The organism is Bacteroides sp. Phil13 (assembly GCF_001940965.1).
GTDB classification, from domain to species: domain Bacteria; phylum Bacteroidota; class Bacteroidia; order Bacteroidales; family Bacteroidaceae; genus Bacteroides; species Bacteroides intestinalis.
The window spans coordinates 31486-57117 of the sequence record NZ_MSHA01000096.1; the positions used below are offsets into that span (position 1 = coordinate 31486).

At 43.6% G+C, this 25632-nt stretch carries 16 protein-coding genes; 10 read left to right on the forward strand and 6 right to left on the reverse strand.

Annotated features, from left to right (window positions below; translation table 11 throughout):
* The first annotated feature begins 9 nt into the window (after positions 1-9).
* The 9 genes from BWI44_RS18920 to BWI44_RS18960 all read left to right on the forward strand — a co-directional run bounded on the left by BWI44_RS18920 (position 10) and on the right by BWI44_RS18960 (position 15279).
* A complete protein-coding gene (locus BWI44_RS18920; protein WP_195208529.1) occupies positions 10-1257 on the forward strand; it encodes a glycoside hydrolase family 5 protein in 1248 nt (415 codons plus the stop codon).
* Positions 1258-1284: 27 nt separating this feature from the next.
* The gene (locus tag BWI44_RS18925) at positions 1285-3507 is read left to right on the forward strand and encodes a glycoside hydrolase family 3 C-terminal domain-containing protein (protein WP_115502350.1); all 2223 of its coding nucleotides are present in this window, start codon (positions 1285-1287) and stop codon (positions 3505-3507) included.
* Positions 3508-4098: 591 nt separating this feature from the next.
* Positions 4099-4668, forward strand: a complete 570-nt coding sequence (locus BWI44_RS18930; protein WP_117691345.1) for a DUF3575 domain-containing protein — start codon at positions 4099-4101, stop codon at positions 4666-4668.
* 7 nt (positions 4669-4675) lie between these two features.
* Complete coding sequence (locus BWI44_RS18935; RefSeq protein WP_181982142.1) at positions 4676-6190, forward strand: DUF3868 domain-containing protein; 1515 nt, start codon at positions 4676-4678, stop codon at positions 6188-6190.
* A gap of 86 nt (positions 6191-6276) precedes the next feature.
* Positions 6277-7974, forward strand: a complete 1698-nt coding sequence (locus tag BWI44_RS18940; RefSeq protein ID WP_118216215.1) for an Mfa1 family fimbria major subunit — start codon at positions 6277-6279, stop codon at positions 7972-7974.
* Between the two features lie 272 nt (positions 7975-8246).
* On the forward strand, positions 8247-9245 hold the full coding sequence (locus BWI44_RS18945; protein WP_117691343.1) for a FimB/Mfa2 family fimbrial subunit: 999 nt from the start codon (positions 8247-8249) through the stop codon (positions 9243-9245).
* Positions 9246-9247: 2 nt separating this feature from the next.
* Positions 9248-10351, forward strand: coding sequence for a hypothetical protein (locus BWI44_RS18950; RefSeq protein ID WP_118216214.1), 1104 nt, complete (start codon positions 9248-9250; stop codon positions 10349-10351).
* A 44-nt stretch (positions 10352-10395) separates the two neighbouring features.
* Positions 10396-12009 carry a fimbrillin family protein gene (locus BWI44_RS18955; RefSeq protein WP_195208527.1) on the forward strand — a complete coding sequence of 538 codons (1614 nt, stop codon included), beginning with the start codon at positions 10396-10398 and terminating at the stop codon, positions 12007-12009.
* 39 nt (positions 12010-12048) lie between these two features.
* The gene (locus tag BWI44_RS18960) at positions 12049-15279 is read left to right on the forward strand and encodes a fimbrial protein (RefSeq protein WP_195208526.1); all 3231 of its coding nucleotides are present in this window, start codon (positions 12049-12051) and stop codon (positions 15277-15279) included.
* An 81-nt stretch (positions 15280-15360) separates the two neighbouring features.
* On the opposite strand, the gene BWI44_RS18965 is transcribed toward BWI44_RS18960, so the two are convergent.
* Both BWI44_RS18965 and BWI44_RS18970 read right to left on the reverse strand, forming a co-directional pair.
* Positions 15361-16323 carry a hypothetical protein gene (locus BWI44_RS18965; protein ID WP_117691339.1) on the reverse strand — a complete coding sequence of 321 codons (963 nt, stop codon included), beginning with the start codon at positions 16321-16323 and terminating at the stop codon, positions 15361-15363.
* Between the two features lie 241 nt (positions 16324-16564).
* Positions 16565-17524 (reverse strand): hypothetical protein, encoded by a 960-nt coding sequence (locus BWI44_RS18970; protein WP_117691338.1) that lies wholly within the window; start codon positions 17522-17524, stop codon positions 16565-16567.
* 255 nt (positions 17525-17779) lie between these two features.
* On the opposite strand from BWI44_RS18970, the gene BWI44_RS18975 reads away from it, so the two are divergent.
* Entirely contained in the window at positions 17780-18235 is a 456-nt protein-coding gene (locus BWI44_RS18975; protein WP_229036086.1) for a DUF4469 domain-containing protein, read from the forward strand.
* Between the two features lie 114 nt (positions 18236-18349).
* Here the strand turns inward: BWI44_RS18975 and uxuA are convergent, their stop codons facing one another.
* The 4 genes from uxuA to BWI44_RS18995 form a co-directional block, all read right to left on the reverse strand.
* Positions 18350-19525, reverse strand: a complete 1176-nt coding sequence (gene uxuA / locus BWI44_RS18980) for a mannonate dehydratase (protein ID WP_195208525.1) — start codon at positions 19523-19525, stop codon at positions 18350-18352.
* 62 nt (positions 19526-19587) lie between these two features.
* Positions 19588-20397: an SDR family oxidoreductase gene (locus BWI44_RS18985; RefSeq protein ID WP_118420680.1), complete on the reverse strand. Its 810-nt coding sequence runs from the start codon at positions 20395-20397 to the stop codon at positions 19588-19590.
* Between the two features lie 116 nt (positions 20398-20513).
* On the reverse strand, positions 20514-22847 hold the full coding sequence (locus tag BWI44_RS18990; RefSeq protein ID WP_195208524.1) for an alginate lyase family protein: 2334 nt from the start codon (positions 22845-22847) through the stop codon (positions 20514-20516).
* An 18-nt stretch (positions 22848-22865) separates the two neighbouring features.
* On the reverse strand, positions 22866-25532 hold the full coding sequence (locus BWI44_RS18995) for a glycoside hydrolase family 2 TIM barrel-domain containing protein (protein WP_138292803.1): 2667 nt from the start codon (positions 25530-25532) through the stop codon (positions 22866-22868).
* Positions 25533-25632: the final 100 nt, after the last annotated feature.

Consider the following 25632-nt stretch of genomic DNA (forward strand, 5'->3'; position numbering starts at 1 on the left):
TAGAATATCATGTTGAAATCGATTTTAGTGGGTACATCCCTTTTAGCAGCTTCTCTGATGTTGGGGAGTTGTGGTGAAAAGGCAGAAAAAATACAGGATTCTGCTGCGTTTATAACCATTCAGGAGCAAGACCTGATAAAACCTGATGGTACGAAACTCTTTATCATGGGTACCAATCTGGGCAATTGGCTGAATCCAGAAGGGTATATGTTTAAGTTTAGCAAAACGAACTCTCCCCGGTTTATCAATGAAATGTTCTGCCAATTGGTAGGACCCGACTTTACTGCTGAGTTTTGGAAAGCTTTCAAAGACAATTATATCACTCGTGAAGATATTCAGTTTATTAAGAATACAGGTGCGAATACCATTCGTCTTCCATTCCATTATAAGCTTTTCACGGATGAGGACTTTATGGGGTTGACTGCCGGTCAGGATGGTTTTGCCCGTGTAGACAGTGTTGTGGAATGGTGCCGTGAAGCCGATCTTTATCTGATTCTTGATATGCATGATGCTCCGGGTGGGCAAACGGGTGATAATATAGATGATAGCTACGGATATCCTTGGTTGTTTGAAAGTGAGGCCAGCCAGCAATTGTATTGCGATATCTGGCGCAAGATTGCAGACCGGTATAAGAATGAACCGGTGATTCTCGGTTATGAGCTTTTCAATGAACCTATCGCTCCGTATTTTCCGAATATGGAAGAATTGAACGGTAAACTGGAAGATATTTATAAGAAAGGGGTAGCTGCTATCCGCGAAGTGGACAATAACCATATTATTCTGTTGGGTGGCGCTCAGTGGAACGGTAACTTCAAGCCGTTCAAGGATTCTAAGTTTGATGATAAAATAATGTATACTTGCCATCGTTATGGAGGTGATCCTACTAAAGATGCTATTCAAACTATAATAGACTTCCGCGACAGTGTGAACTTACCAATGTATATGGGTGAGATAGGACATAACACGGACGAATGGCAAGCTGCTTTTTGCCAGACGATGCGTGAGAATAATATCGGTTATACCTTCTGGCCGTATAAGAAGATGGATGGTTCCAGCTTTGTAGGTATTACTCCGCCGGAAAATTGGGCGAATATCCTTTATTTCTCCGAATCTCCACGCACATCTTATAAAGAAATCCGGGATGCCCGTCCCGACCAGATGATGGTACGCAAGGCAATGATGGATTTCATTGAGGCTTGCAAACTGAAGAACTGTGTGGTGCAGGAAGGGTATATTCAGTCGTTAGGTATGAAATAATCACTAATAAACTAATTATTTATCCATATGAAAAAAGTATTATTCGGTTTGGCATTCACTGTTGCTCTTCCACTCTTGGCGCAGCAGAAACCCGTATATCTGGATGTTACCAAACCTATCGAAGAAAGAGTAGAAGATGCGTTGAAAAGGCTGACTTTGGAAGAAAAGGTAGCTATGGTACATGCACAAAGTAAATTCAGTAGTGCAGGAGTGCCCCGCTTGGGTATTCCGGAAAATTGGATGACAGATGGTCCTCATGGTATCCGTCCCGAAGTACTTTGGGATGAGTGGGATCAGGCAGGGTGGACCAATGACTCTTGTGTAGCTTATCCGGCATTGACTTGTCTGGCTGCTACATGGAATCCCGATATGTCCCTGCTTTACGGAAAAAGTATCGGTGAAGAGGCGCGTTATCGCAACAAGAATGTTCTTTTGGGACCTGGTGTCAACATTTACCGTACTCCGCTGAATGGACGTAACTTTGAGTATATGGGTGAAGATCCCTATCTGGCTTCTCGTATGGTGGTTCCTTACGTGCAAGGCGTACAGCAAAATGGTGTAGCTGCCTGTGTAAAGCATTATGCGCTGAATAACCAGGAAATCAACCGTCATACCACCAATGTTATAGTGGACGACCGTGCTCTTTATGAAATCTATCTGCCGGCTTTTAAAGCTGCTGTTCAGGAAGGTAAAACTTGGGCCATAATGGGGGCTTATAATCTCTATAAAGGACAGCATGCTTGTCATAATCAGTATTTGTTGAATGATATTTTGAAAGGTGAGTGGGGATTTGATGGTGTTGTGGTTTCCGACTGGGGTGGTGTGCATGATACGGATCAGGCCATTAAGAATGGTCTCGATATGGAATTCGGTAGTTGGACGGATGGTCTTGCAAATGGCAGCAGTAATGCTTATGATAATTATTATCTGGCTATGCCTTATCTGGAGCGCATTAAATCCGGGAAAGTGGGTACGAATGAATTGGATGATAAGGTGCGCCGCATTTTGCGCCTGAGTTTCCGTACAACAATGGATATGAACCGTCCTCTGGGTTCCATGCTTTCTCCAGAACATTATGAGGCTGCCCGCCGTATTGGTGAGGAGGGGATTGTGTTGTTACAAAATAAGGGTGCTTTGTTGCCTATTGACTTGAATAAAGCAAAGAAAATTGCCGTTATCGGCGAGAATGCTGTGAAGATGATGACTGTAGGCGGTGGTAGTTCTTCTTTGAAAGTTCAGCGTGAGTTGTCTCCATTAGATGGTATAAAGAAGCGTGTAGGGGATAAAGTAGAAGTCGTTTATGCTCGTGGTTACGTAGGTGATGCCCGTGGTGAATATAATGGTGTGGTAACAGGTCAGAATTTGAAAGACGACCGTACACCGGAGGAACTGATTGCCGAAGCTGTAAAGGTTGCAGAAGATGCTGATTATGTAATTTTCATCGGTGGACTGAATAAGAGTAATAATCAGGATTGTGAGGATACTGACCGTGCCGGTCTGGATTTACCCTATGGACAGGATCATGTTATTTCGGCTTTGGCAAATGCTAATAAGAATCTTGTAGTTATTAATATCTCCGGTAATGCCGTAGCTATGCCTTGGATTGCGGAAGTTCCTTCTGTGTTGCAAGCCTGGTTTTTGGGTTCGGAAGCAGGGAGTTCCATTGCAGCTATATTGATGGGTGATGTCAATCCTTCCGGTAGACTACCTTTCACTTTCCCTGCACGTTTGGAAGATGTTCCGGCTCATAGTGTAGGTGAGTATTTCGCTGACCGTAGTAAGAAAGTAGTGGATATGAAGTATAATGAAGGCATCTTTGTAGGTTATCGTTGGACGGACAAACAGAAGAAGGTGAAACCATTGTTCCCTTTCGGGTATGGATTGTCTTATACGACATTTGTTTATAGCAGGCCTATTGCTGACAAGAAGATAATATCTGTTAATGATGAGATCAACTTTACTGTAACTGTGAAGAATACAGGTGAACGTGAAGGTCACGAAGTCGTACAGTTATATATCAGCGATAAGAAATCTTCTTTGCCTCGTCCGGTAAAGGAACTGAAAGGTTTCAAAAAAGTGAAACTGGCTCCGGGCGAAGAGAAAGATGTCACATTTACTATAGATAAAGAAGCTTTGAGTTACTTTGATGATATTCAGCATACTTGGGTAGCTGAACCGGGTAAGTTTGAGGCGATTATTGCTGCTTCGGCAGCGGATATAAAAGGTGTAGTACCTTTTGAATTAAAATAGACGTGCTGAAAGAAGATTCTTCTTTTCATTAGTTATTATCAAGGATAGAGTAGAACGATAGGGCGAGACCATGAGGTTAACGCCCTATTTTATTTTTATAATGGAGGTGAGAATATAAAGTGTATAATGTCGTAATTAATACAAAATTATTTCTTATAAAAAATTGTATTGATATCTTGTAATAGCCTTTAGAAATGTGTGTAAGGCATGTTTAATCCCTAAACTTGTATATTGATGTATGTAAAACTTGTATATAGTGGTGGTTTGTTGTCCTTTCATATATTAAATAATTTGATATTATTTCTCTCATAAGTTTCATATATTGAAACAGTTTTGATTTTAATATTCATATATTGAAAATAAAATTTTTGAAGACTCCCTTTTTTTTGTTTTAGTAACTATTCTATTGAAGAACCACTTAAATAGTAGTCTCTTAGCTTTTTTAGTGCTTATAACAGAAATAGATACAATTTACTGTCTCCCTTATTACTCCGATATTTGCATACTGAGATTTTAGGCTATTTTCGGTTCGTTCCGGGCTGGAACACAGATTTGGCCGATGAATGATTTTAAAATAAAAATGAGAATTACATGAAGAAAATACTAGTATGCATACTATTCATATTGGGATTATTGCCAGCCGAAAGTAAGGCCCAGAAGATTGCTGTAAAAAGTAATCTTCTTTATGATGCCACTACTACTATGAATCTTGGCTTGGAAGTAGCTTTGGCGCGTAAGTGGACATTAGATATTCCGGTTAATTATAATCCATGGAAGTTTGATGATACTCGCATGAAACACTGGGGTATACAACCCGAACTTCGTTACTGGTTTTGCGAAAGTTTCAATCGTACGTTTATTGGTTTGCATGCTCACTATGTTGACTTTAATGTAGGTGGGTTACCCGACTGGCCGCTTATCAGTGAGAATATGCAGAATATGCGCTATCAGGGTCAATTGTATGGAGGTGGTGTTTCGATAGGGCACTCATGGATATTGAAGAAGCGCTGGAGTATTGAGGCCTCCCTTGGGTTGGGGTATGCACGTATTATATATGAGAAGTATCCTTGTGCAACGTGTGGCACTAAATTGAAAGATACCAGTAAGAATTATGTGGGACCTACAAAAGCAAGTGTATCACTTATCTATGTAATAAAATAAAATGAGAATGATGAAAAGAAATATGACATTCTTCACATTGGTGATGGCTGTCTTGTGCCTGAATGTAAATAGAGCTATAGCTCAGGATCGTTCTTATGAAGGAACTATCACCATAGTACCTGTGCGATTGGAGCAATTGGGAGAAACTGTCCATATAGATTTCGATATCCTGATGAAAGATGTGAAGGTGAAACCGGCGCATGGGATAGACCTTATCCCGCAGTTAGTTTCTCCTACCACTACTTACGAGCTTCCACGGGTTTCCATCAAAGGAAAGAACGAGTATCTGGTTTATGAACGCAGACTGGCAGTGATGAGTGCTAAAGCGAAGAAAAATTATAAGGCACCTTATCTGATAGAGAAAAATCAGAAGAAGAAAAGTGGGGTTATCCGTTGCAGATATACATTGCCGTATGAGCCTTGGATGGCAGATGCCGGATTGAATGTGCAGCGCGATGAGTGTGGTTGTGGCGAAAGCGCGCTGATGAATGTGGAGCATACTTTTGATAAGGTTACGCTCGAACGTATGCTGGTGCCGTATGTGGTGACTCCTCATCTTTCGTACGTGGAGCCTAAAGTAGAGGAGATAAAGAGTCGTGATATACAGGCGGAATGTTTTCTGGACTTTGAGGTGAACAAGGTGGATATTCGTCCTGAATACATGAACAATCCTCAGGAATTGGCAAAAATCCGTGCGATGATTGATGACTTGAAGTCTGATGCCAATATAAATGTGAAGCGTCTGGATATCATAGGTTATGCTTCTCCCGAAGGAACGTTGGCTGCAAACAAACGTTTATCCGAAGGGCGTGCTATGGCATTGCGCAACTATCTGGCTGCCCGGTATGATTTCCCGCGTAATCAATACTATATCATGTTCGGTGGTGAAAACTGGGATGGATTGGTGAAGGCACTGGATACGTTTGAGATGGATTATAAAGAAGAGGTTTTGGATATCATCACGAATGTTCCTATTGAAAAAGGAAGGGAAACGAAGTTGATGCAGCTTCGTGGTGGTGTGCCCTATCGGCTTATGTTGAAGGAATTATTTCCAAGTCTGCGCGTAGCTATCTGTAAGGTGAGCTATGATGTCAGAAACTTCAATTTGGAAGAGGCGAAGGAAGTGATAAAGAAACGTCCGCAAAATCTGAGTTTGAACGAGATGTTTATGGTGGCTAATACCTATCCGAAGGGTTCACAGGAGTTTATCGATGTTTTTGAGACAGCAGTCCGCCTTTATCCGGAAAGTGAGGTTGCTGCTATGAATGCGGCTACCGCAGCCCTTTCACGCAATGACCTGATTTCTGCGGAACGCTATCTGGAAAGAGTGAAGCCGGATGACTGCCTATCTGAATATAACAATACAATGGGAGTATTATCATTAATGAAAGGAGATTATGAATCGTCGGAGAAGTATTTGAAGGTTGCAGCGCAGTCAGGGCTGGGTGTAGCCAAGGAAAATCTGGAAGAATTAGCTAAAAAGAAGGCTAATGCGGCCGAAATAGAGAAGAAGAATAAATAAAATCAGTAATAAATAAAACAGCACTAACTGATGCTGTAACAAAGAGAATAAATATATCTATTAATTTCTAATAAAATGTTTGTATTATGCTAAAGATTAAATCAATTTTAGTGTCGTTGCTGGCCATTGCGGCATTGGCAAGTTGTTCAAATGATCTCGATGATGATTCTGATGGCGGGGTGACAAAAGGTTATGATGTAGCTTATGTGTCAATCAGTCTGACTAATCCTAAAACATCGGGAACACGTGCCTCTGGCGAGCAACCGTCTTTGCCGGAAGAAAGTGCAATTAAAGAACTGTATGTGATTACGTTTAACGCAAGTAAAGTAGTAGTCAAAGACGCAGATGCACTTAAGTATGCTACTGTGCTGGGAACAACTGAATTTGGAACAAATGCTGGAATTACTACTCCGAACACTCCGGTTAAGGTAAGTACGGATACCCAGTATTTACTTGTGGTTGCCAATCCGGGAACTGTGCTGCAGGCACGTCTGGATAACATTGCGAATGGTGCAACTTTTAATGATATCAACGCTCTGATAACAGTAACTACAAAGAGCGGTGAAGCTAATAATTCTTATCTTGTAGATGAGGTGGTGCACGCCAATGGTTGCGCAATGATTAATGCCGGTTTCTATGATGATAGCGATTTAGATCCTAATAACCATGCATGGAAGGCAGACTGCTTACTCGATGTATCGGGCAACATCTTTAAAGCCAGTGACTATAAAACCGAACAGGAAGCCTTAAATGCGGCAAAAAGTAAACCGGCTCAACTGGATATAGAGCGTCTTGCATCTAAACTGGAAGTTATGCTCAATGTGTTGGAAATCGGACCTTTTGAAGAAGGTACTGGTAATTCTCTTGGTCAGTTTGAGTTCGGAAACTGGACTATTGATTATTACAACTCTTTGTTATTTCCTTTTGCACAGAAGACAAAGACAAGATCATCCCATACTACCGGGTTCTACAAGAGTAACTTCTACACGGTTGACCCGAACTTTACAAAAAACAGCGGCACCGAATACCTGACAGGCATTATAAAGAATGTACTTGATGCAAGTCGTGAACCTAAAGTAGATTGGGTTAGTGAAAGTTCGATTGCAGGTGAGAATTACAGATATTGTATCGAAAATACAATGGCTAAAGACTATCAGAAATTTGGTGCCGCCACGCGTTTGGTGATTAAAGGCAAGTATGCACCTTGGAAGGATGATGCCGATTTTACTTTAGGTGATGACTGGTATCGCCTTTCCAATGGTACTAACTCTATAAACTTTAAGAACTTTACTAAATTGAAGGATGCTTACACACCTGCTGCTGCCAAAAATGAAGATGCTAGAACCGCTTTGGAGAAACTCCTGGTGAATGCATGCGATAAGTTCTATACACAGGTAAAAACAGCACTTGGCAGTAATGATCCGGGTAGCTTTGCAGCTCTTACTCAAGATATTCTTGACAATATTAGTGCAAACGGTGGTGAATTGACTAAAGAAGATGGCTGTATCTACTGGTACCAGAATAGTCTCAACTATTACTACTATGAGATTCGTCATGATAACGCAGCTAACGATCATATGGAGTATGGAAAATATGGTGTAGTGCGTAATAACTACTACACGTTGACATTGACGAAAGTAAATGGAAACGGTACACCGTGGTATCCTGGTGATGGTCCTGAAGATCCGGAGGAGGAAGAAGACATCGACAAGCTGGGGGCTTACCTCCACTTCGAGATTAAAGTTGCTCCGTGGGTATACTGGCAAACCAATTTTGAAATTTAATATACTTTTTTTATAAAAAGAACAGGGTAGTGCGGACTGCCTGCCCTGTCTTTTTCTTTATAGAACATTTTGTGTGGTACTGGCCGCCGATAAGAGTGAAAAACGAGCCGGTGACAGGCTTCCCAAAAACAGCACTGAACCCCCTTGCGCACTCTAAATAGTATGAATAGAGAAGCGCCCCTAAAAGTGAAAGTAACCGGAGGTCATTAAACATCTCCTCTGACAATATAAACGGCAGTTGAACAACGCTGCCCCCTAAAAAGAGAAAAGATATGTTCGGAAAAACTAAGCTGTTCCTTATCATCGCCTCGATGCTGTGTATGGCCTCGTGTGACACTATACGCGAAGACTTGCCCCGGTGTGAACTTTGGCTGGAATTTGCATTCGACTATAATATGGAATATGCGGACGCATTCAACCCACAGGTGAAATCGGTGGACGTATTCGTGTTCGGTAGCGATGACAAACTGCTCTTTTCCAAAAGAGCCGAGGCTACCGCACTGATTGGCGGCAACCGTATGTCGTTGACCAATGAACTCGATTTCGGAAACTACAAAGTGTTGACCGTTGGTAGTTTGTCCGACAACTTCCATGCTTTGGACAATGCCGGGCGTGAATTGGTTCCGGGAACAACAACCCTCCGACAACTAACTGTAGCCCTGAAGCGTGCATCGGATATTGTAGACTTCGAGTTCCAGCATCTCTATTTTAGCGGTGTGGTGGAGGTGGACCATTTGCCATCCAATACCGACCACAAGGTTTACCGGGTGAATCTGATACGCAACACCAATCGGTTCAATATCGCATTGATGAAGTATGGAGAAGGCCAAAAGAACGGAACACAATATACATTTGAAATTCAGGCACCGGAAAGTGCAACCTATTCTTGGGAGAACGAACCTACACACCAAGGACCGGTTCATTACGTGCCTCATTATACAGGTCAGGGAGAAACTTCCGACGTGTTTGTATCCGCACGTCTCAACACCATGCGCCTGTTCAACAGGGATGGATGGGATTACCAGTTCATTATAAAAAATGCGGATACCGGAACCAAAATATGGAGCTACGACCTGATGAAGTTACTGAGTATTGCCCGACCGACTTCCCGTCATGACGGAACAGAACTTCCTTTCCAGGAATACCTTGACCGCCAGAGCGAATGGAATCTGATATTCACTGTCACCGAGAAGTCCGGAGGAGGAGAATTTATCCAGATCGGACTTGTGGTAGGCACTTGGATTTACTGGCTTCATGGGATTGAAATTTAAGAATGAGAAAAAGACTATTACATATTATTTGTCTGGTATCCACAATCCTTTTGTTCTCATGCAGCAGAGATGCGACTGACGAGTTGCCTGCCCTTACCCGGGCACAACTTAGCATCAACTTGGTGAACAACGGTGAGGTGGATCAACAGGAGGAGATAAACTCCATGCGGTTTATCGTATTCGGCAGCACGCCCAGTGGTGTGAGGTTGGATGTGAATAAGCACATCCTGTTGAGTACTCCGGGAACAGCTACCGATATAGATGCGCAGCTTCTCGAAGTGACTTCCAGCAATGATATTCTGGTCGTAGTTATTGCCAACGAACCACAGAGTCTCACGAGCAAACTCAATGGTATTGCCAGTCTTTGGGCGTTACAAGATATGGTCTATGATATTGCTGATATACTGAACAATGACGGGCAGATAATTTCTACGACTGGTATGCCCATGACAGGAGTGATTCGGGATATATCTATAGCACCTGATGAAACCCAAAAAGTAGAAATGGTTATCGAACGTGCCGTGGCCCGAGTAGATATATTTCTCGAAGCCATAGATGGTGGAGCGATGACCGGATATACTGCCGGTAGCACCAGTGTCACTTTGCATAACCTCTCGCATGACAGTTATTTTGTGATGGGAAACGAGGCAAATGGTACGCGCGATAATACTGAGCCTTCGAAAAATTATGGAAAAGTGAAGGGTAACGTATCACAAAGCGATTTATTAACGGGAACCTGGACAGCGGCAACCTCGGAAATGTGGGCATATTCGTCTGCTACCGGAGCTAAGAACCGGAAACTGCTCAGTTCGTTCTATGTTGCCGAGCGCACGTTCAGACCGGACTATTCCGACCGGTTGGCCGTCAGCATGACCAACATCCTGAAGGGACCTCCGGATGTTACCGGAGTAACTGGGAAGGTGATAGAGACAATAACAAAAGTTGATGATAAAGGGACCCCGGTAGCACAACCTTTTACGGAAATACGGAGGAATAATGTGTATCAGATAACGGCCCGGGTAGGGAAAATCGGTATTCAGATATTGACGATAACGGTGGAAGACTGGGGTGAAGTAAAAAACATCGATTTGAATATGGATTTATAATACATTTCACTGGATGTTTTGTTTATGTCGGAAAAGAAATTACGATGATAAAGTTTAGAAATACTATCAAGATGACTGTAATGGCGGCTATCCTTCCGTTCATTCTCTTTTCGTGTATCGGCGAAGAGATGATGCCATGTGGGAAGTTGATTGTCGTGCAACGTATCGGAGAAGGTGGAAATGCCGGAACCCGTGGTACGGTTATTTCTTCAAATACCGATCTGAAAGGGGAGACATTCGGCTTTTTTGCCTCTTTGACGCCTGCCTCATCCACTCCGGAACAATACTTCAATGCAAGTGCCGTGGTGAATCCCGACCTCACGGCAACCATATCGCCCGAACAATACTGGCCGGCACTGCTGGGTGCCAGTATGAAGTTTTTCTCGTGGTATCCCTACAGTGGAACCGGTGCACCCACTGCGAACTTCTCCAATCTTGGGCAAATGGTGCTGAATTATACGGCAAACACCGATGCCGCCAACCATGTTGATGTGCTGGCTGCTATATCGGAACCTGCATGGAGCGAAGGGGTGAGCATACATTTCTACCACACGCTGACCAAGGTTACCTTCACGTTTAAAAAGGTAGACCCGGTGCCCGATGTGGTAACCATCGAAAAGATAGAGTTCCAAAATGTGGGGAAAAGCGGGAAACTTACTATTCCCAATATACCGGCTACCACTACCGAACATAACAAGCCTGATTTCGTGTGGAACGATATCACGACAGGGAACATTTCTTCTACTCTCGCCGACAACAACACGGTGACCGAAGAAGCCGTTCTGATGGGGGACACGTTTCTTATGTTACCCACTGATGCCGACGACTTTCCTGCTACGGCCAAGATTGTTATTACTACCAATTTTGGTGAACGGGAATTCCTGCTCAAGGATATTCTCGATGCTAATCCACACTCGTGGGAGTCAGGAGAGTATATCAACTATAACCTTACGATATCAAACGAGACCTATCAACTGTCAGCCACTCCCCTTGAGTGGGACGAGAGTCCGGTAAATGTGATTTTCGACAAACAGTACTATCTTAAGTTGTCGCAGACCAAGGTGCAGACAGCCCGTAATGCTGCTACTGTTGATATAGAGGTGAAAACAAATTATGATGCAAATCCGGATACAGGCTATCCGGCGGGTGCATTGCTGGATAAGAATGGTATGGAATTGTGGGTAACGGTCAACATGACTCAGACGTCCTTTTCGGATGGAGTGTATACTTATAATGTTAGTGTTGTGATGCCTGAGTTTGATTCGGGAGTAGGAACCGAGCGGTGGACAAGGTGCTACATTAAAGCAGGTAATCTGCATCATCAGGTGGCTCTTCAGCAATGGGGCGGAGACGGAATATGGATGAATTATGATGTACAACTGGATAGCAGTGATACAGGAACCGGAATCATGCAACGCCGCAAGATCGTTTTTACTTCAGGTAGCCCTGGCTGGTGGGAGTGGGAAATAACCGATGTGAATGATCCGGATGATATCTTGCTTAACCGTGAGACCATGATAGAAGCACACGGTTCGAGCGGTGGTACGGTTTTTTTCTACTTCAAGGCTAACGCAATATCCGATAAGACGGCCACGCTGACATTAAACAATACGAATGGTGATAATCCCCCTATGACAGTAACATTGACTGTACCCTAATGGAGGATATAGAAATAGATTAAGAAAGGAAATAAAAATATGCAATATAGGACTTCAATATTCAGAACGATTTTTCTTTTGTCGGCTTTGTTGGCATTGATGGGGTTTATCGGATGCGTACAAGAAGACTTTGAACCAATGCCTCCCCAAACAGGGAATGGAGTACAATTCACCTTGACGGTTCCTGATGTGGATATTCCGTCGGTGACTTCGCGCACAATGGCCGGAGCGGGGACAGCCAAGAAAGAAGACGAAATAAAGACTGTAGATGTCCTTGTATTTGATGCGTCAAAAACACCTGTGGTATTTTTGGAATGGGTTCGTGGCACGGGAGTTACACAGGATTTGGCAAATAATAACTCTACTGTGAATTTCTCTGCCGTACTTTATCCCACTACCGAATCGACATGCATCGTGGTTGTGGCAAATAGGGAACTTGACGGTATTGCGTCGGAATTCAAGAAGGGGGAAACCACTAAAGTTGAGGCGATGGAAGCACTGCTCCATACCCACACCGGCAAATGGACGGCAGACGGTTCGACGACTGGTGGTTACACACGGATTCCTATGTACGGTGAAAAGGAAATAGCGAAAATAGCTCCTTCGATGAACCCGATAACCGGCATCAATATGAAACGCATGCTGGCGCGTATTGATATTCGTAATTCTGCATCTAACTTCACAGTAGAGGAAGTTTATCTGGCCAATTACAATACCATAGGATATATTGCTCCGGCATGGGATGCAGCCGGAAAGGTTATCGATCCGGCTCCGGATGCTACGAACCTTCCGGCTGACGGTGGCAAGAAGATGGGGGAAGGGGAGGCAATTCTTTATTCCGTGGATGGAAGCACACCCTACAACGGGGAGATTTATACATTCGAAGCACCTGCTGCAGTGGATGCCGGCGGTGTGGGGCAAGACGGAGCTTCGAGCCGCAAGGATGCTGTTTGCTTGATTGTGAAGGGAAAGATTGGTAATGGTAAATCCACTTTTTACCGCGTGGATTTCACAAAAACCGGAAAGATAGGAGAGGAAGTTGAATATCTGTCTTTGAAGCGAAACTATAAATACATCATCACCGTAACGGAAGCTTCGGGCATTGGCTATGAAAGTTTCAGGGAGGCATTGGCATCTTATACAGTCATGTCCAATCTTAAGTTCCGGTTGATACATTATGACCGGGATATGGTCAAGGATGTGGTTTACAATGGGCAGTATATGCTTGGTGTGGGTGAATCGGAGGTCAGTGTGACGCAACATCAGAATAATGGTTACGCTATCAATGTTTTTACTGACAATCCCGGCGGCTGGAAGGCTACTGTTACGGAAGGTAATGATTGGCTTGGTTTCACAGGTGGAATGGCCGAGGCCTCAGGGGCTGCGAATGCAGACACGCAACTTCTATTGAGGATTCCTTATTTTAATAACGGAATTACCGGAATGACCCGTATGGCAACGGTTACGCTGACAGCGGGTCGGTTAACTTACGATATTAAAGTGACGCAGGGAGTGATAGACCCGGGGATTATCAAATTTGTCGATGCATACGGGAATGAACTGGAAAATGGCCTTTTCTTCCCTATCAGAAATCCTGATGGAGATGAATTGCCTATCGAGCCACAGACGGTGTATGTGATGTTTTCTGTGGATAAAATCAATGTCCAGCTTTTTGGATCTGAGGATCTGTCCACGATTCAGTATCCTACAGATGGTCTTATTCCACAATTGTACAGAGACAGCAGGAAGTCATTCACTGAAAAGGTGCAAGCGTTTACAGTGCATCCCAATCCGAGGCTTGCGGGGGATGGCACCAGTGCAAGTACCTCTGGCTGGTGGTGGCGTTGGGATATATTCAATTTCTATCTCTATGATAAGGATGGCAGTTATACTGGTTCTATTACTTTGCCAATCAATCAGGGCGAACTGCAGTTCTCATTCCGGTATTACCCCACTGTTGACAATAGTCGCACCTATAAAGTTCATTTAGGGGCGGAGCAATATTTGCAGTTGTTTGTCAATAATAACTGGACAATTGAGAACGTTGAGGAATTGAACATTGTTGGTGATGACGGAACCGGATTGCTCAGACCTGACGCAGATAGCGATATAGTTGTGGGCAGAACGAATGCGGAGTCGAAGATGTATCAGGGCTCTGTAGTAGATAATGATGATGATGGTAAGGCTAATGATGTGGTAAACCGTGGATATGACTTCAGACTGAAGCTCCATCCCGGAAAATGGAAGGAAGGAAAAAGCGGAACGATAAGAATAACATTTAAGAATGTGATGCATACTGTAGCGAATGAATATTTCCCATTTTATCGCACGATTGACCTTCAGATGGTATCTGAAACAAAATCTTATACAACTGCCGGAAACCCTCTTTTTTACCTTTACCCTATCAGGCATGACAATCGGCTCCTGGTTACGAGTGGTCAAAACAAGGGACGTGTGGCGAGTATTTCTGATGCGGAAACTATATGTAATAATATAGGTGATGGCTGGCGTTTGCCTACTGCAAGTGAATTGTTGCTGTCATTTGCCTATGCAGATGCGTTGGGTGGTAATGCGTTGGGAAGCAGTGAAGCATATGGGCAGAATATATATGGATGGTATCAGAATTGGACAGGTAATTATTGGTCGTCCTCGTATTATTCCGAAGGAAGTACAGGTGCATATTTTGAACTCGACTTTGGAGCAGGATACCCGAAATCAGGGTCTGCCACTAATTTTTTTCGTTGTGTGAGAGATAATAAAAATAGCGGGAAAAAGTATCCCTATCTCTCGGTAGCTTCTTCAGGAGTTACTATCGTCTCCCGCGATGCGGATGGAGGAGTAGATCCTACGTTATTGTTTGCTTCGGGTGATACTCCTGATACAAGTAATGAAATGAATAAGATTGCTCCGAAACTTCTGGTGGGAAACACCAGTCTCAGCGGTAAGAGTTGGTCAGAAGCAAAGGAAGCGTGTGAGAGTATAGGGACCGGATGGCGTCTGCCTACCCAGCGCGAAATGTATATGATCGTTAGTCTGGGGGGAACTGAACTTAGTCTCGATAATCAAGGATTTGGTGCTTCGGCAGACTGGGGAACTAATTTTCAAAAAATTGCCACCATGCATTGGGCATTGACCGCACGGGATAATACTTATTGGTTAGTAGGATATAATTGGGAGTCAGCCCGTAGTCGTAATGAATTTAGTGCATGGACAGGTGCAGGAACATCGACCTGGCCCAGCTATCGCTGTGTGCGGTCTGTTGTAGATTAAAACCTGAATGAGTTGTATCAGATACTTTTCAAAAGCATCTTGATACAACTCATTTTTATACTACTTCGGTGTTCCTTTTTTCTATAACGTCTCAATAATACTTCTTTGTTTCTCGATAAACGCAATCCTCTGTGCCTCTCCACTACCTGAAATCAGAGTAGAATGTCTTCTCAACGACTGTATCCAGTTCTTCTGTATCTCACAGATTTGCGGGCTTTGCGAATCCATGGAATTGATGGAATATACCCTAAAAAGGCTGATTTGGTAATCCTTATTGGCAACATAGGTATAAGTCGCTTCAAAATCAATGTTCGACAGGTAAATGTACAATTCATGTCCATTGCTATACTCTCCTTTCACTGATAAATGTTCCAGGTCGATGAGTAACTGTTGCAGTTCGTTCTTCAGATACATGACGTCTGGCGTAGATATCAGATTCAATCCGGCAAAATACTTAATCTCTTTTACAAAAGAACTGAATACGTTGCTGTCCCATATAAAGTAGGTTTTTCCGGCTCTCTTTAATCCTTCGCTCAATTTCTTGTGAGAAGCGACTATTTTGTCGGGCACATGCATGTCGCTCAGAGAATTGGGAGTCTTCACTTTCCCATTCTGGTAAATCCACCGGCACAGGCGGAACTTGGACAAATACTCATAGGCCGAGTAAAAGGTAAAAGGAATTGTATTGGTTGCAGAATACACTTCAGTGGCACTGTCTCCTTTCATGGAATTGAAGATTCGCAGGTAACGCTCTACTATTTCATGATAACTTTCATATAAATTGGGTGAATGCAGAAGATTCACATCGAAAGTGACCCGGTTGGATAGATGGTTTCCGATAATCTGGTCGATGGAAATACCCAGATTATGGGAAATTACGGCTATTTCATCAAAGGTGAATGCGACTTCCCCCCGCAATCTGCGGTAGACGGCCTCTTTCCCCATATATAATGTATCTGTCAGATAATTGGCTAAGTTCTGCCCTGGGGGAATTCTCTCTTTCATTTCGTTAATCAACTCTTTTACAATGTAATTTTTGGTCATAGCCTTTTCTTTTTTGTTAATAATCAAATGTCATAGGACGAATTTGTGACATATACAAATATAGAGCTTGTTAACGGAACTTTTGTGATTGAAATCATGTGGTGAAAACGATAGTCTTTTCTGATTGAAAAGAATGCGAAGGTAAATAGTTGAAAGATGAAAAAAAACAGATAGTAGTTCTATCTGTTTTCGAAATCAGGCACTTATTATTTGAAAAATTTCAGTTTTCGGAAAAAAGGAGCTATAGTGCATCGATAATTTCTCGCTGTTGCTTGAAGAACTGGATGCGCTGCATTTCGCCACTTTCCGATATCAGCGTGGAGAACTTCTTCAATGACTGAATCCACTCCTTCAGGCCCCGGAACATTTCGCTATCTTGCGTGGTGATGGAGTTGATGGAATATATCCGGATCAGACTGAGCTGTATTGTGTCAGTCTCCAGATAACTGTAGGTAGCCTCGAAGTTGATATTCGAAATATAGATCTTGATGTCGTTGCCCGTTTTGCTCTTTCCCCGGGCAGCCAACTCTTCCAGGTCGTCTACTACCGAGAGCAGTTCCTCCTTCAGGAGGTTCTTGTCTTCATCGGATATGAGGTGTACATCACAGAAGTACTGGATGTCATTCACCAGATGACTGAAGATCATATTATCCCAGATATAATCTACAGAACGGATATGGGCTACCGCACTGGCATATTCTTTTTGTTTATCTACTATCTTCTGCGGAATTTCCATTTCTTCAAAATGCCTGCATTTTATGTTTTCATTCTGATACATCCATTTGAATAGCCGGAATTTGGAAAGCATATTATAGTTCAATGAGAGAGTTAGCGGAATAATGTTGGATGAAGTCCCGATTTCCGAGTTCTCTTCTTCTTTCACTTTCCGGAACAGCTCCACCTGCTTTTCCAAGATGGAGTAGTAGGTTTCGAGCGGCTGGCTGCTATCCACTATGTTCATGTCGAAAACGGCATTGTTCTGGAAGCTCACGCCTATCATCTTATCCAGCGATATACCCAGTTTACGGGATATAACGGCTGCTTCGGCTAGGGTGAAGGGTACTTCACCCCGAAGCCGGCGGTAGATAGCTTCTTTGCCTATATAAAGAATGTCCATTAAAGTATTGGCAAGATTTTCTTTGGATGGAAGTTTCTCTCTGACAGCATTAACTAATCCTGTATTTAACTCGTTTGTTATCATAATCTTCTGTTTGAGTTAGAGGTTTGTCTGTTGTCTATTTAACACTTTTGGCAGCTTACTTGTTTCGAAATTCGTAACATTTCTTTTCGAGATAGGGTGTATTTCCGAAAAATATGTTTGGTGAAGCTTGTTTAGTCATATATAGAAAGCCGGATTGCTTGACCTTTCTTTTTCTTGCCACAAAAGTATACGGGTTGTGGTGTAATTTTGTAGTGCAGTTTAGGAAACTGTAATGACTAACTAAAAAGGAATAGAATGGTGAGGAAAGATAGAAAAAAAATAGTGGCTGAGTTGCATCATAATAAACAGGAAAGAAATGAATATCCGGTAATTCTCGGAAAGAATGTTCCTGTTATTAAGGAGATATATGATCCGTTGACAGGTTTGCGTGACGGTACTATTACTCCTAATGCTCCGGTAGTCATTACAGGTGAGAACCTGTGCCTGTCTTCACTTGGAACCATTTACCTGGGGCTTTCTCCCGTCTCCGATAAGGGCACATTGATACATGTTAAAAGAGTGTTTAAGTATACTGACACAGAGGTGTTGGTGATCCTGCCCACATTGGAGCCGGGAGAATATTCCCCGGTAATGATGATTCACGCAGGCGGAAAGGTTGATTTTACCTATACCCTGCCAACAAGATTGAAGGTGCTTGATGAGAGATATGTAAGTCTCCTTGCCAGAAGAAGTTGTAGTGATTTAATATAAGCTCTCTATTTTGATTTAAGTTCTCTATGAAATGAGCGAAGGGTATGCCGGAGATGTGCTTTTCTCCTTAGGCATACCCTTATTATTTCATTCTGAACTATATGGTTTGAGAATCTATTTTTTGAGGATAGATTTTGCTATACCCATTTCCAAACCTCTTAATTCTGCTAATCCGCGCAGGCGACCGATGCAGGAGTATCCCGGATTGGTTTTCTTCTTCAGGTCGTCTACCATCTGGTGGCCGTGGTCGGGACGCATAGGAATGGATACTTGTCTTTTTTGCTGTAATTCGAGGAAAGCTTTCATAACGTGGTACATGTCTACATCACCTTCCAGGTGGTTGGCTTCGTAGAAATTACCTTCTGCATCGCGCTGTGTGCTGCGGAAGTGTACGAAGTTAATGCGGTCACCGAATTGTTTCATCATACCTTCCAGATCGTTGGAACTGCTGACTCCGAGAGAACCGGTACAGAGACAAAGACCATTGCTCTTATTAGGAACAGCGTCAATCAATGCCTGGAAATCGGCAGCACTGCTCATGATACGCGGCAATCCAAGGATAGAACAAGGAGGATCGTCCGGATGGATAACCAACTCTACACCGGCTTCATCGGCAACAGGAGTGATTTCTTGCAGAAAATAAATCAGGTTGGCACGCAACTTTTCCGGAGTGATGTCTTTATAGCGATCAAGCTCTTGCTGGAATTGTTCCAGTGTGAAGCTCTCTTCCGAACCGGGCAGTCCGGCAATCATGTTGCGAACGAGTAGTTGCTTGTCGGCATCCGTCATTTGTTCGAAGCGGGCTTTTGCCTTTGCTTTTTCTTCGTCGGTGTAGTCATTTTCAGCACCGGGACGCTTTAACAAGAAAAGGTCGAAAGCAATGAAAGCGGCACGTTCGAAGCGCAGGGCGCGGCTACCATCAGGCAGTTCATAAGCGAGATCGGTACGCGTCCAGTCCAGTACGGGCATGAAGTTGTAAGTTACGATGTTCACGCCACACTTGCCGAGGTTGCGCAGGCTTTCTTTATAGTTATCAATGTATTTCTGGAATTCTCCCGTCTGGGTTTTGATATGTTCATGTACAGGTACGCTTTCTACTACAGACCAGCGCAGACCGACAGCTTCGATCATTTCTTTGCGTTTCATGATTTCTTCTACTGTCCATACTTCGCCATTGGGGATGTGGTGCAGGGCGTTCACGATACCGGTTGCACCGGCTTGTTTGATGTCCCACAGGCTGACCGGATCGTTAGGACCGTACCAGCGCCAGGTTTGTTCACATAATATCATAATGAATGGGCTTGATTTATTGATTTGTACTACGTAAGTGTTCCATATTCACTTTGTAAGTGTCAGATAGAGAAAGCGTCAAAACCACCGTCTACTACAGACAAGGCACCCGTTACGAAGCTGGAAGCATCGCTGATAAGGTAGTGGATGGTTCCGAACAGTTCTTCCGGTTCGGCAAAACGTCCGCATGGGGTGTGGGCGATGATAGTCTTTGCGCGATCAGTATAAGACCCGTCCGGGTTAGTCAACAGGGCACGGTTCTGGTTGGTCAGCAGGAAGCCCGGAACGATAGCATTTACACGAAGCTCAGGGCTGAATTTAGTGGCCAGTTCCGTAGCCATATAACGGGTGTAGTTAGCTATGGCAGCTTTGGCAGAACCATATCCTACCACACGTGTAAGAGGGCGCAGAGCTGATTCAGAGCAGAAGTTAACGATAACTCCTTTTTTATTCTTTGCCATCACGTCTACGAATGCCATTGTAGGCAATACCGTACCGAAAAGGTTCAGGTCTACTACTTTTCTGAAAGCATCTACTTCCAGGTCAAGAATGGTTTTATCCGGAGCAATAGTAGCACCTGCCATATTTCCACCTGCAGCATTCAGCAAGACATCAATGGTACCGAAACGTTCCAGGATGGCTTTTTTGTTTTCTTCTAATATTTCTTTATTCAGAACGTCTGTTACAAGGAACATGGCTTCTGTCTTCTGATTCAGTTCTGCTTCCAGTTCCTTACCAATTTCTTCTACACGGTCGAGAATTACGATTTTGGCACCTTGTTCTGCAAGGTAGTTAGCAATACTTTTACCCAAGATACCGCAACCGCCGGTAACGATAATCACTTTGTCTTTAATGTCGAATAAGTTTTTCATGTCTTTTCATTTATAAGTTTATTCTAAATCTCTGTGCTACAAAAGTAGTGGAAAAGTAGTTCGTTTACTATAACAAACGTCTCAAAAAGGTGAACTCCTATATTAAAAAGTATTAATTATTGCTTAAAAGCGTCTTTTCTGGCCAATGCTTCCAGGTAATAATAGTCTGCATAGTTGAGAGGAACATCGATTTCATCACCTCCCGGATGGTGTCCGGTGGAGTGTAGCAACAGGAAGCCATAGTTTGTTTCCGGTTCAGCTTGGTAGTGTTTGTTGAGGCTATCTACGATCTTGTCGGCAATGCTTTGATAACGGTTGCTATCTTCTGCTGAAACATAGGTTCGGAGTTCATACAGGGCTGAAGCCATGATGGCAGCAGTAGAGGCATCGCGGGGGACGTTGGGAATACCAGGTGCTTTCATATCCCAGTAAGGAATAAAGTCTTCCGGCAGGTTCGGTAAGCCAAAAAAGAAGTCTGCAATATGGCGTGCCTGTTGTAGATAGGCTGGATTCTTTGTGAAACGATAGCACATGGTATATCCGTATAATCCCCATGCTTGTCCACGGCTCCAGAAAGAATCATCGGCATAGCCTTGTGCTGTCTGTTTGGCACGCACTTCTCCTGTTTCGGGGTCGTAATCTACTACATGATATGAAGAGTAATCCGGACGGAAATGATTCTTCATGGTAGTATTGGCATGGTTTACAGCAATTTTCCAGTAGATGGAATCGCCGGTTTCCTGGGTAGCCCAGAATAGCATTTCCAGGTTCATCAGGTTGTCGATGATGACGGGATACTTCCATTTATCACGGTTATGATCCCATGAACGAATGCTCTTTACTTTGTCATTGTAGCGGGTAATCAAAGTCTTGGCACTTTGTAATACTACATCTTTATAAGAACGTTCACCTGTTAGTTGATAAGCTTTTCCAAAGCTATTGTTCATCATGAAACCCAGGTCGTGAGTACCTTTGTGCCACTTAGCCTCTTCTATCATCCAGGTATTGCTGATAGCTTCCTGACGCCAGAAATCATCGTTTGTATAAGCATATACTTGCCATAATGAACCGGGGAAGAAGCCCGAACACCAGTCGTGCGGATGTATCATTCGCAGTGAACCGTCTTTGTTGATACTCCGGGGAATTACGCGGTGTTTGCATTGATTCTCAGCTTCTTTTCTGGCCTTATTTGCACATTTCATGGCAAATTGCAGTTGGCCACAAGCAAAAGCATATGCATTGTCTACATCATCAGGTTTTACCCACAATAGATTGAAACGATCCTTCCAATCAATGGTGCGATGTGCTCTATAAAGTTTCAGATAGTCCGTACGTTCCGGATTTAACAGGAAAACACGATACAGGTCTTTGCAGAATTCTTGTTGTTTGTAATCCCATTCGCTGATTTGCTGGTAGGGCCAGTCTTTTACATCTTTGCCAACATATGGGGCTAAGAAGTCCATTGCCTTGTAGAAATTACGGCCGTCCGTTGATGTGGCGTTATCAATTGAAATACCAATCTTCTGAGCCATAAGAAAAATATCGATGAAATGGGACAGATTGAACTGTGAATAACCGAATGCAAGGGTACGGCGCAACTCATGTGGTTGTCTACCATCCGGCTCGATCTGAGTGAAGATACGTCTTTGGGGGATAGCATTGATGACTTCCTGTGCCACTTTCACATTTCCTGCATATAGGGCGAAAGCAATAACTTGTGCATCATGTGCTGTACTGTGGTTATTAGCCTGGTTAGCTTCTTCCTGTCCTTGCGGACTATTCAGTATCCATGTCAGCAGTTTGCCAAACCATGCTTTCAGTTGTTTACTGTCTTTGGGTGTGAAAGCCTTCGACTTCTCCAATAGTTGTACGGCATCCAGCATCTCAACGAACGAATAAGTATCGATGACACCATAACAGCGGCCTTTGTTGTTATGATGTCCCGGTATCATCTGGGCATATTCTAAATTCGGGTTCATGCGCGTATCTTTATTAAAGAACCATACACGAATCAGTTCAGTTGCCTTTTGAGCATACTTCTCGTCATTGCTGAAATACCACGCAAGTGCAAGAGTGGTGACGCGCTGGGCAGTTGCTCCAAGACGGTTTCGATCCAGCTTATTCAGTTCCGGGTTCGACTCACCGTCACGGCTGATGTAGGGTAGACCGTCAGGTTTGGAGGGATCGGGCCAATAATAGCGTGCCTGACTCATGTAATCGTGTTTATCTCCGCTGCCGGGCGTCTTCTCTTTCATCACGACAGATAGAGGTTGTACATCCAGTAATTTTTCTGCTTCTGTTACCAACTCTTGATATGTGGTAGCAAAGTAAGGTTGATGTAATGATTGTTTTACTTTTTGCAGATGTGCTCCATCCCAAATAGATTGTGCATGAATATGGCCTACTGCAAGTAATAAACAGATAATGAATAAGTTAATTCTGACTCTCATGGTGTTTTTGTTTTGAAGTTAATAAAGTTTCCTGAGTTTTATACCGTTCAGAAAGCTTTTTCCATTCCGAACAGAGAAGCGTATTTCAATTTTATTCCGAAAGTTTGTAATATTGTATCTTTTCCGCAGAGCATGAAAATAATCACTTTCGCGACAAGGGGAAAAGCTTTCTTCGATAGTTTGATCATTGATTATTATGTCGAATCTGTTTTCACGGTTTTCCACATCAGAATTACGACCTAATTGGTAGACTGTTGTTGCATTCTCGCGGAATATATCTGTAAAAAGAAATTCTATTTCATAAACTCCGTTGGGAACATCGAAACGGTAGCCTTCAATTCCGTTGCGAAGAGTCTGAAATAGAGGTCCGTCATTGGTATTCTTTATTTGTATCTGGCTACTTTTACTTTCTCCGCCAATATATCCCCAGCCATTTTCAGTATAAGGCTGATCGGGTAGCCAGGTGAGATTACTTTCGTCTGAAGTATAGAAACAATAACTTCCTACATTGATGGCAAGTTCTAAGTCCCGTAGATTTGTTCCATTTAAATTTGCAGGGATAGGGGTAAAGTTTAAGCGGATTCCGTCTTCTACAAAAGAGATATCTTGGACGGCTTTTCTATTTTCTGCTTTAGCAGCGATAAAGTGTTCTTTTTGGCAGAATGGCACCTCAAATGTTACTGCAAAATTCTTGGTTTTCTGTTTGCCCAAAGACTTCCCATCAATAAAAAGCTCTACTTCAGGAAGGTTAGTATATATTTTAACCGGTAATATGACCGGCTCTTTCCCATGCTGTATACCGGAACGATGTGTCCAGTCGCGGCTGGCGATATGTAATACTGGAATGTCTTGACGCCAGGCAGCTTTATAATAATAGTATATATCCTTAGGAGTACGGTTTGAGTATACCAATCCTTTATTGTTGATCCGTGGCATAGACTCATCACGCAATGCGGAAGAGAAATCGATGAAGTTCCAGTGCGTTCCGCCACAGACGTAGGGCGTTTCTTCCAGTACGGGCAGGTAATGCTCCAGGTACTTCTGCTGATACTCGATGCTGAAATCAAAGGCGTTCGGTTGTAGCGAATGTATGCGCTTGTCAGAACCTGCACCGTATTCGCTGACAATCATGGGGTGCGAAGGAAACTTTTTGTGTTGTTCTGCCAGGAAGCGTTCGAAGCCTGTAAGGTTGCCTCCATACCAGCCTTGATACAGGTTCCAGCCGACAATATCGGTAATACTGCCCAATCCTACCTCGTTGTAACTGTTGCTGCCATGAAAGGCCATAGTGCTGACACGAGTGGAGTCTTCTTCTTTCAAAACTTTCTCCAGACGATTGGCGAGTGCCAGTGTCCGTTCCAGCACGGGCTTCAGTTCTTCTTCTTTTTTATAGCGGCGCTGGGTGACGAGCAATATTTCATTCATGTGTCCCCAGGTGATGATGGAGGGGTGGTTATAGTGTTGGCGTATCATTTCTCGCAGATTGCTTTCGCAGTTTTCTGCGTAACCCGGAGTGTCGGGCACAATGTCGATGATGGGTATTTCTTCCCAGGCCAGCATACCGAGTTTGTCGCACATTTCCAACAGGGCATCATCTTGCGGATAATGGGAGATGCGGATAAAGTTGGCGCCCATTTCTTTCATCAGCATCATGTCGCGGCGGTGCATCTCGTCCGTCAGTGCGACTCCGATGGGCTTTTGGTCCTGGTGGCGGCAAATGCCGCGTAATTTATAAGGCTTTCCGTTGAGGGAGAAGCCTGTCTTGCCATCGAAGCCAAACCAGCGGAAACCTGTATGATGATTACTGCGGTCGAGGATGACTTTTGTTTTTTTATCGCGCAGAATGCTTTCTACCCTGTAGAGATGAGGTGTCTCGGGTGTCCATAATCGGGGGGACAGGATAGGGGTGGTTTCGGTATGAAAAGAGTATAATTCTCCACCTTTTATCTGGATAGACTGTTTCTGGGTTTGGGCAATACTTCCGTCGGGATTGTATACGATATGCTCCAGTTCAAGAGATGCTTTCTGTACTGCATCGTTCTTGATCTCTCCGCGAATAAGTATCGTGCCTTTTTCTTCGGACACTTGCGGGGTACTGATAAATATCCCGTCCGAGCTGTGGTTGGTCAGATGGAAATGCTGTTTGGAGACTGCTGTGAGCCATACATCCCGGTAGATGCCGCCAAAGAATGTAAAGTCGGCGGAGATAGGGGGGATATCCTGTCGGGCGTTGTCTACACGGATAGCGAGAGAGTTGGGAGAGTTGAACGAACAGAGCGAAGTGATATCGAATGTGCAGGCGGTATATCCGCCGTTATGTTCGCCTACTTCTTTACCGTTGATGTAGATGGTAGCGGCCTTGCTGGCTGCATCCAGTTTCAGGAATACCTGTTTGCCTTGCCAATGTTGCGGCAACATCAGTGTACGGCGATACCAGCCTGTTCCCTGGTAATACTTTTTTTCGGTATATGCATCCGTATTCCATGTGTGCGGGAGATGTATGCTGTTCCACGCACTGTCGTCGTAAGCCGGAGAGGCTGCGGTCTCGCACTCACCTTTATGGAATTTCCAACCGTCGTTGATTGTCTTACTTTCTTGTTGTGCGCAAACTGTCTGGGACAGGAACAGAATCATGGGTATCAGTATCCGGAGTTTCCGGGCTGGAAATGTTTTCTCTTTACTCATGGTATATTTATTGTTGATTTGTTAGCTGAGAAAGAAAGGAGGCAGTAACCAGGCCGGTTATGCCAGTTGCTGCCTCCAAACCTTCATTCAATCTTTCTAC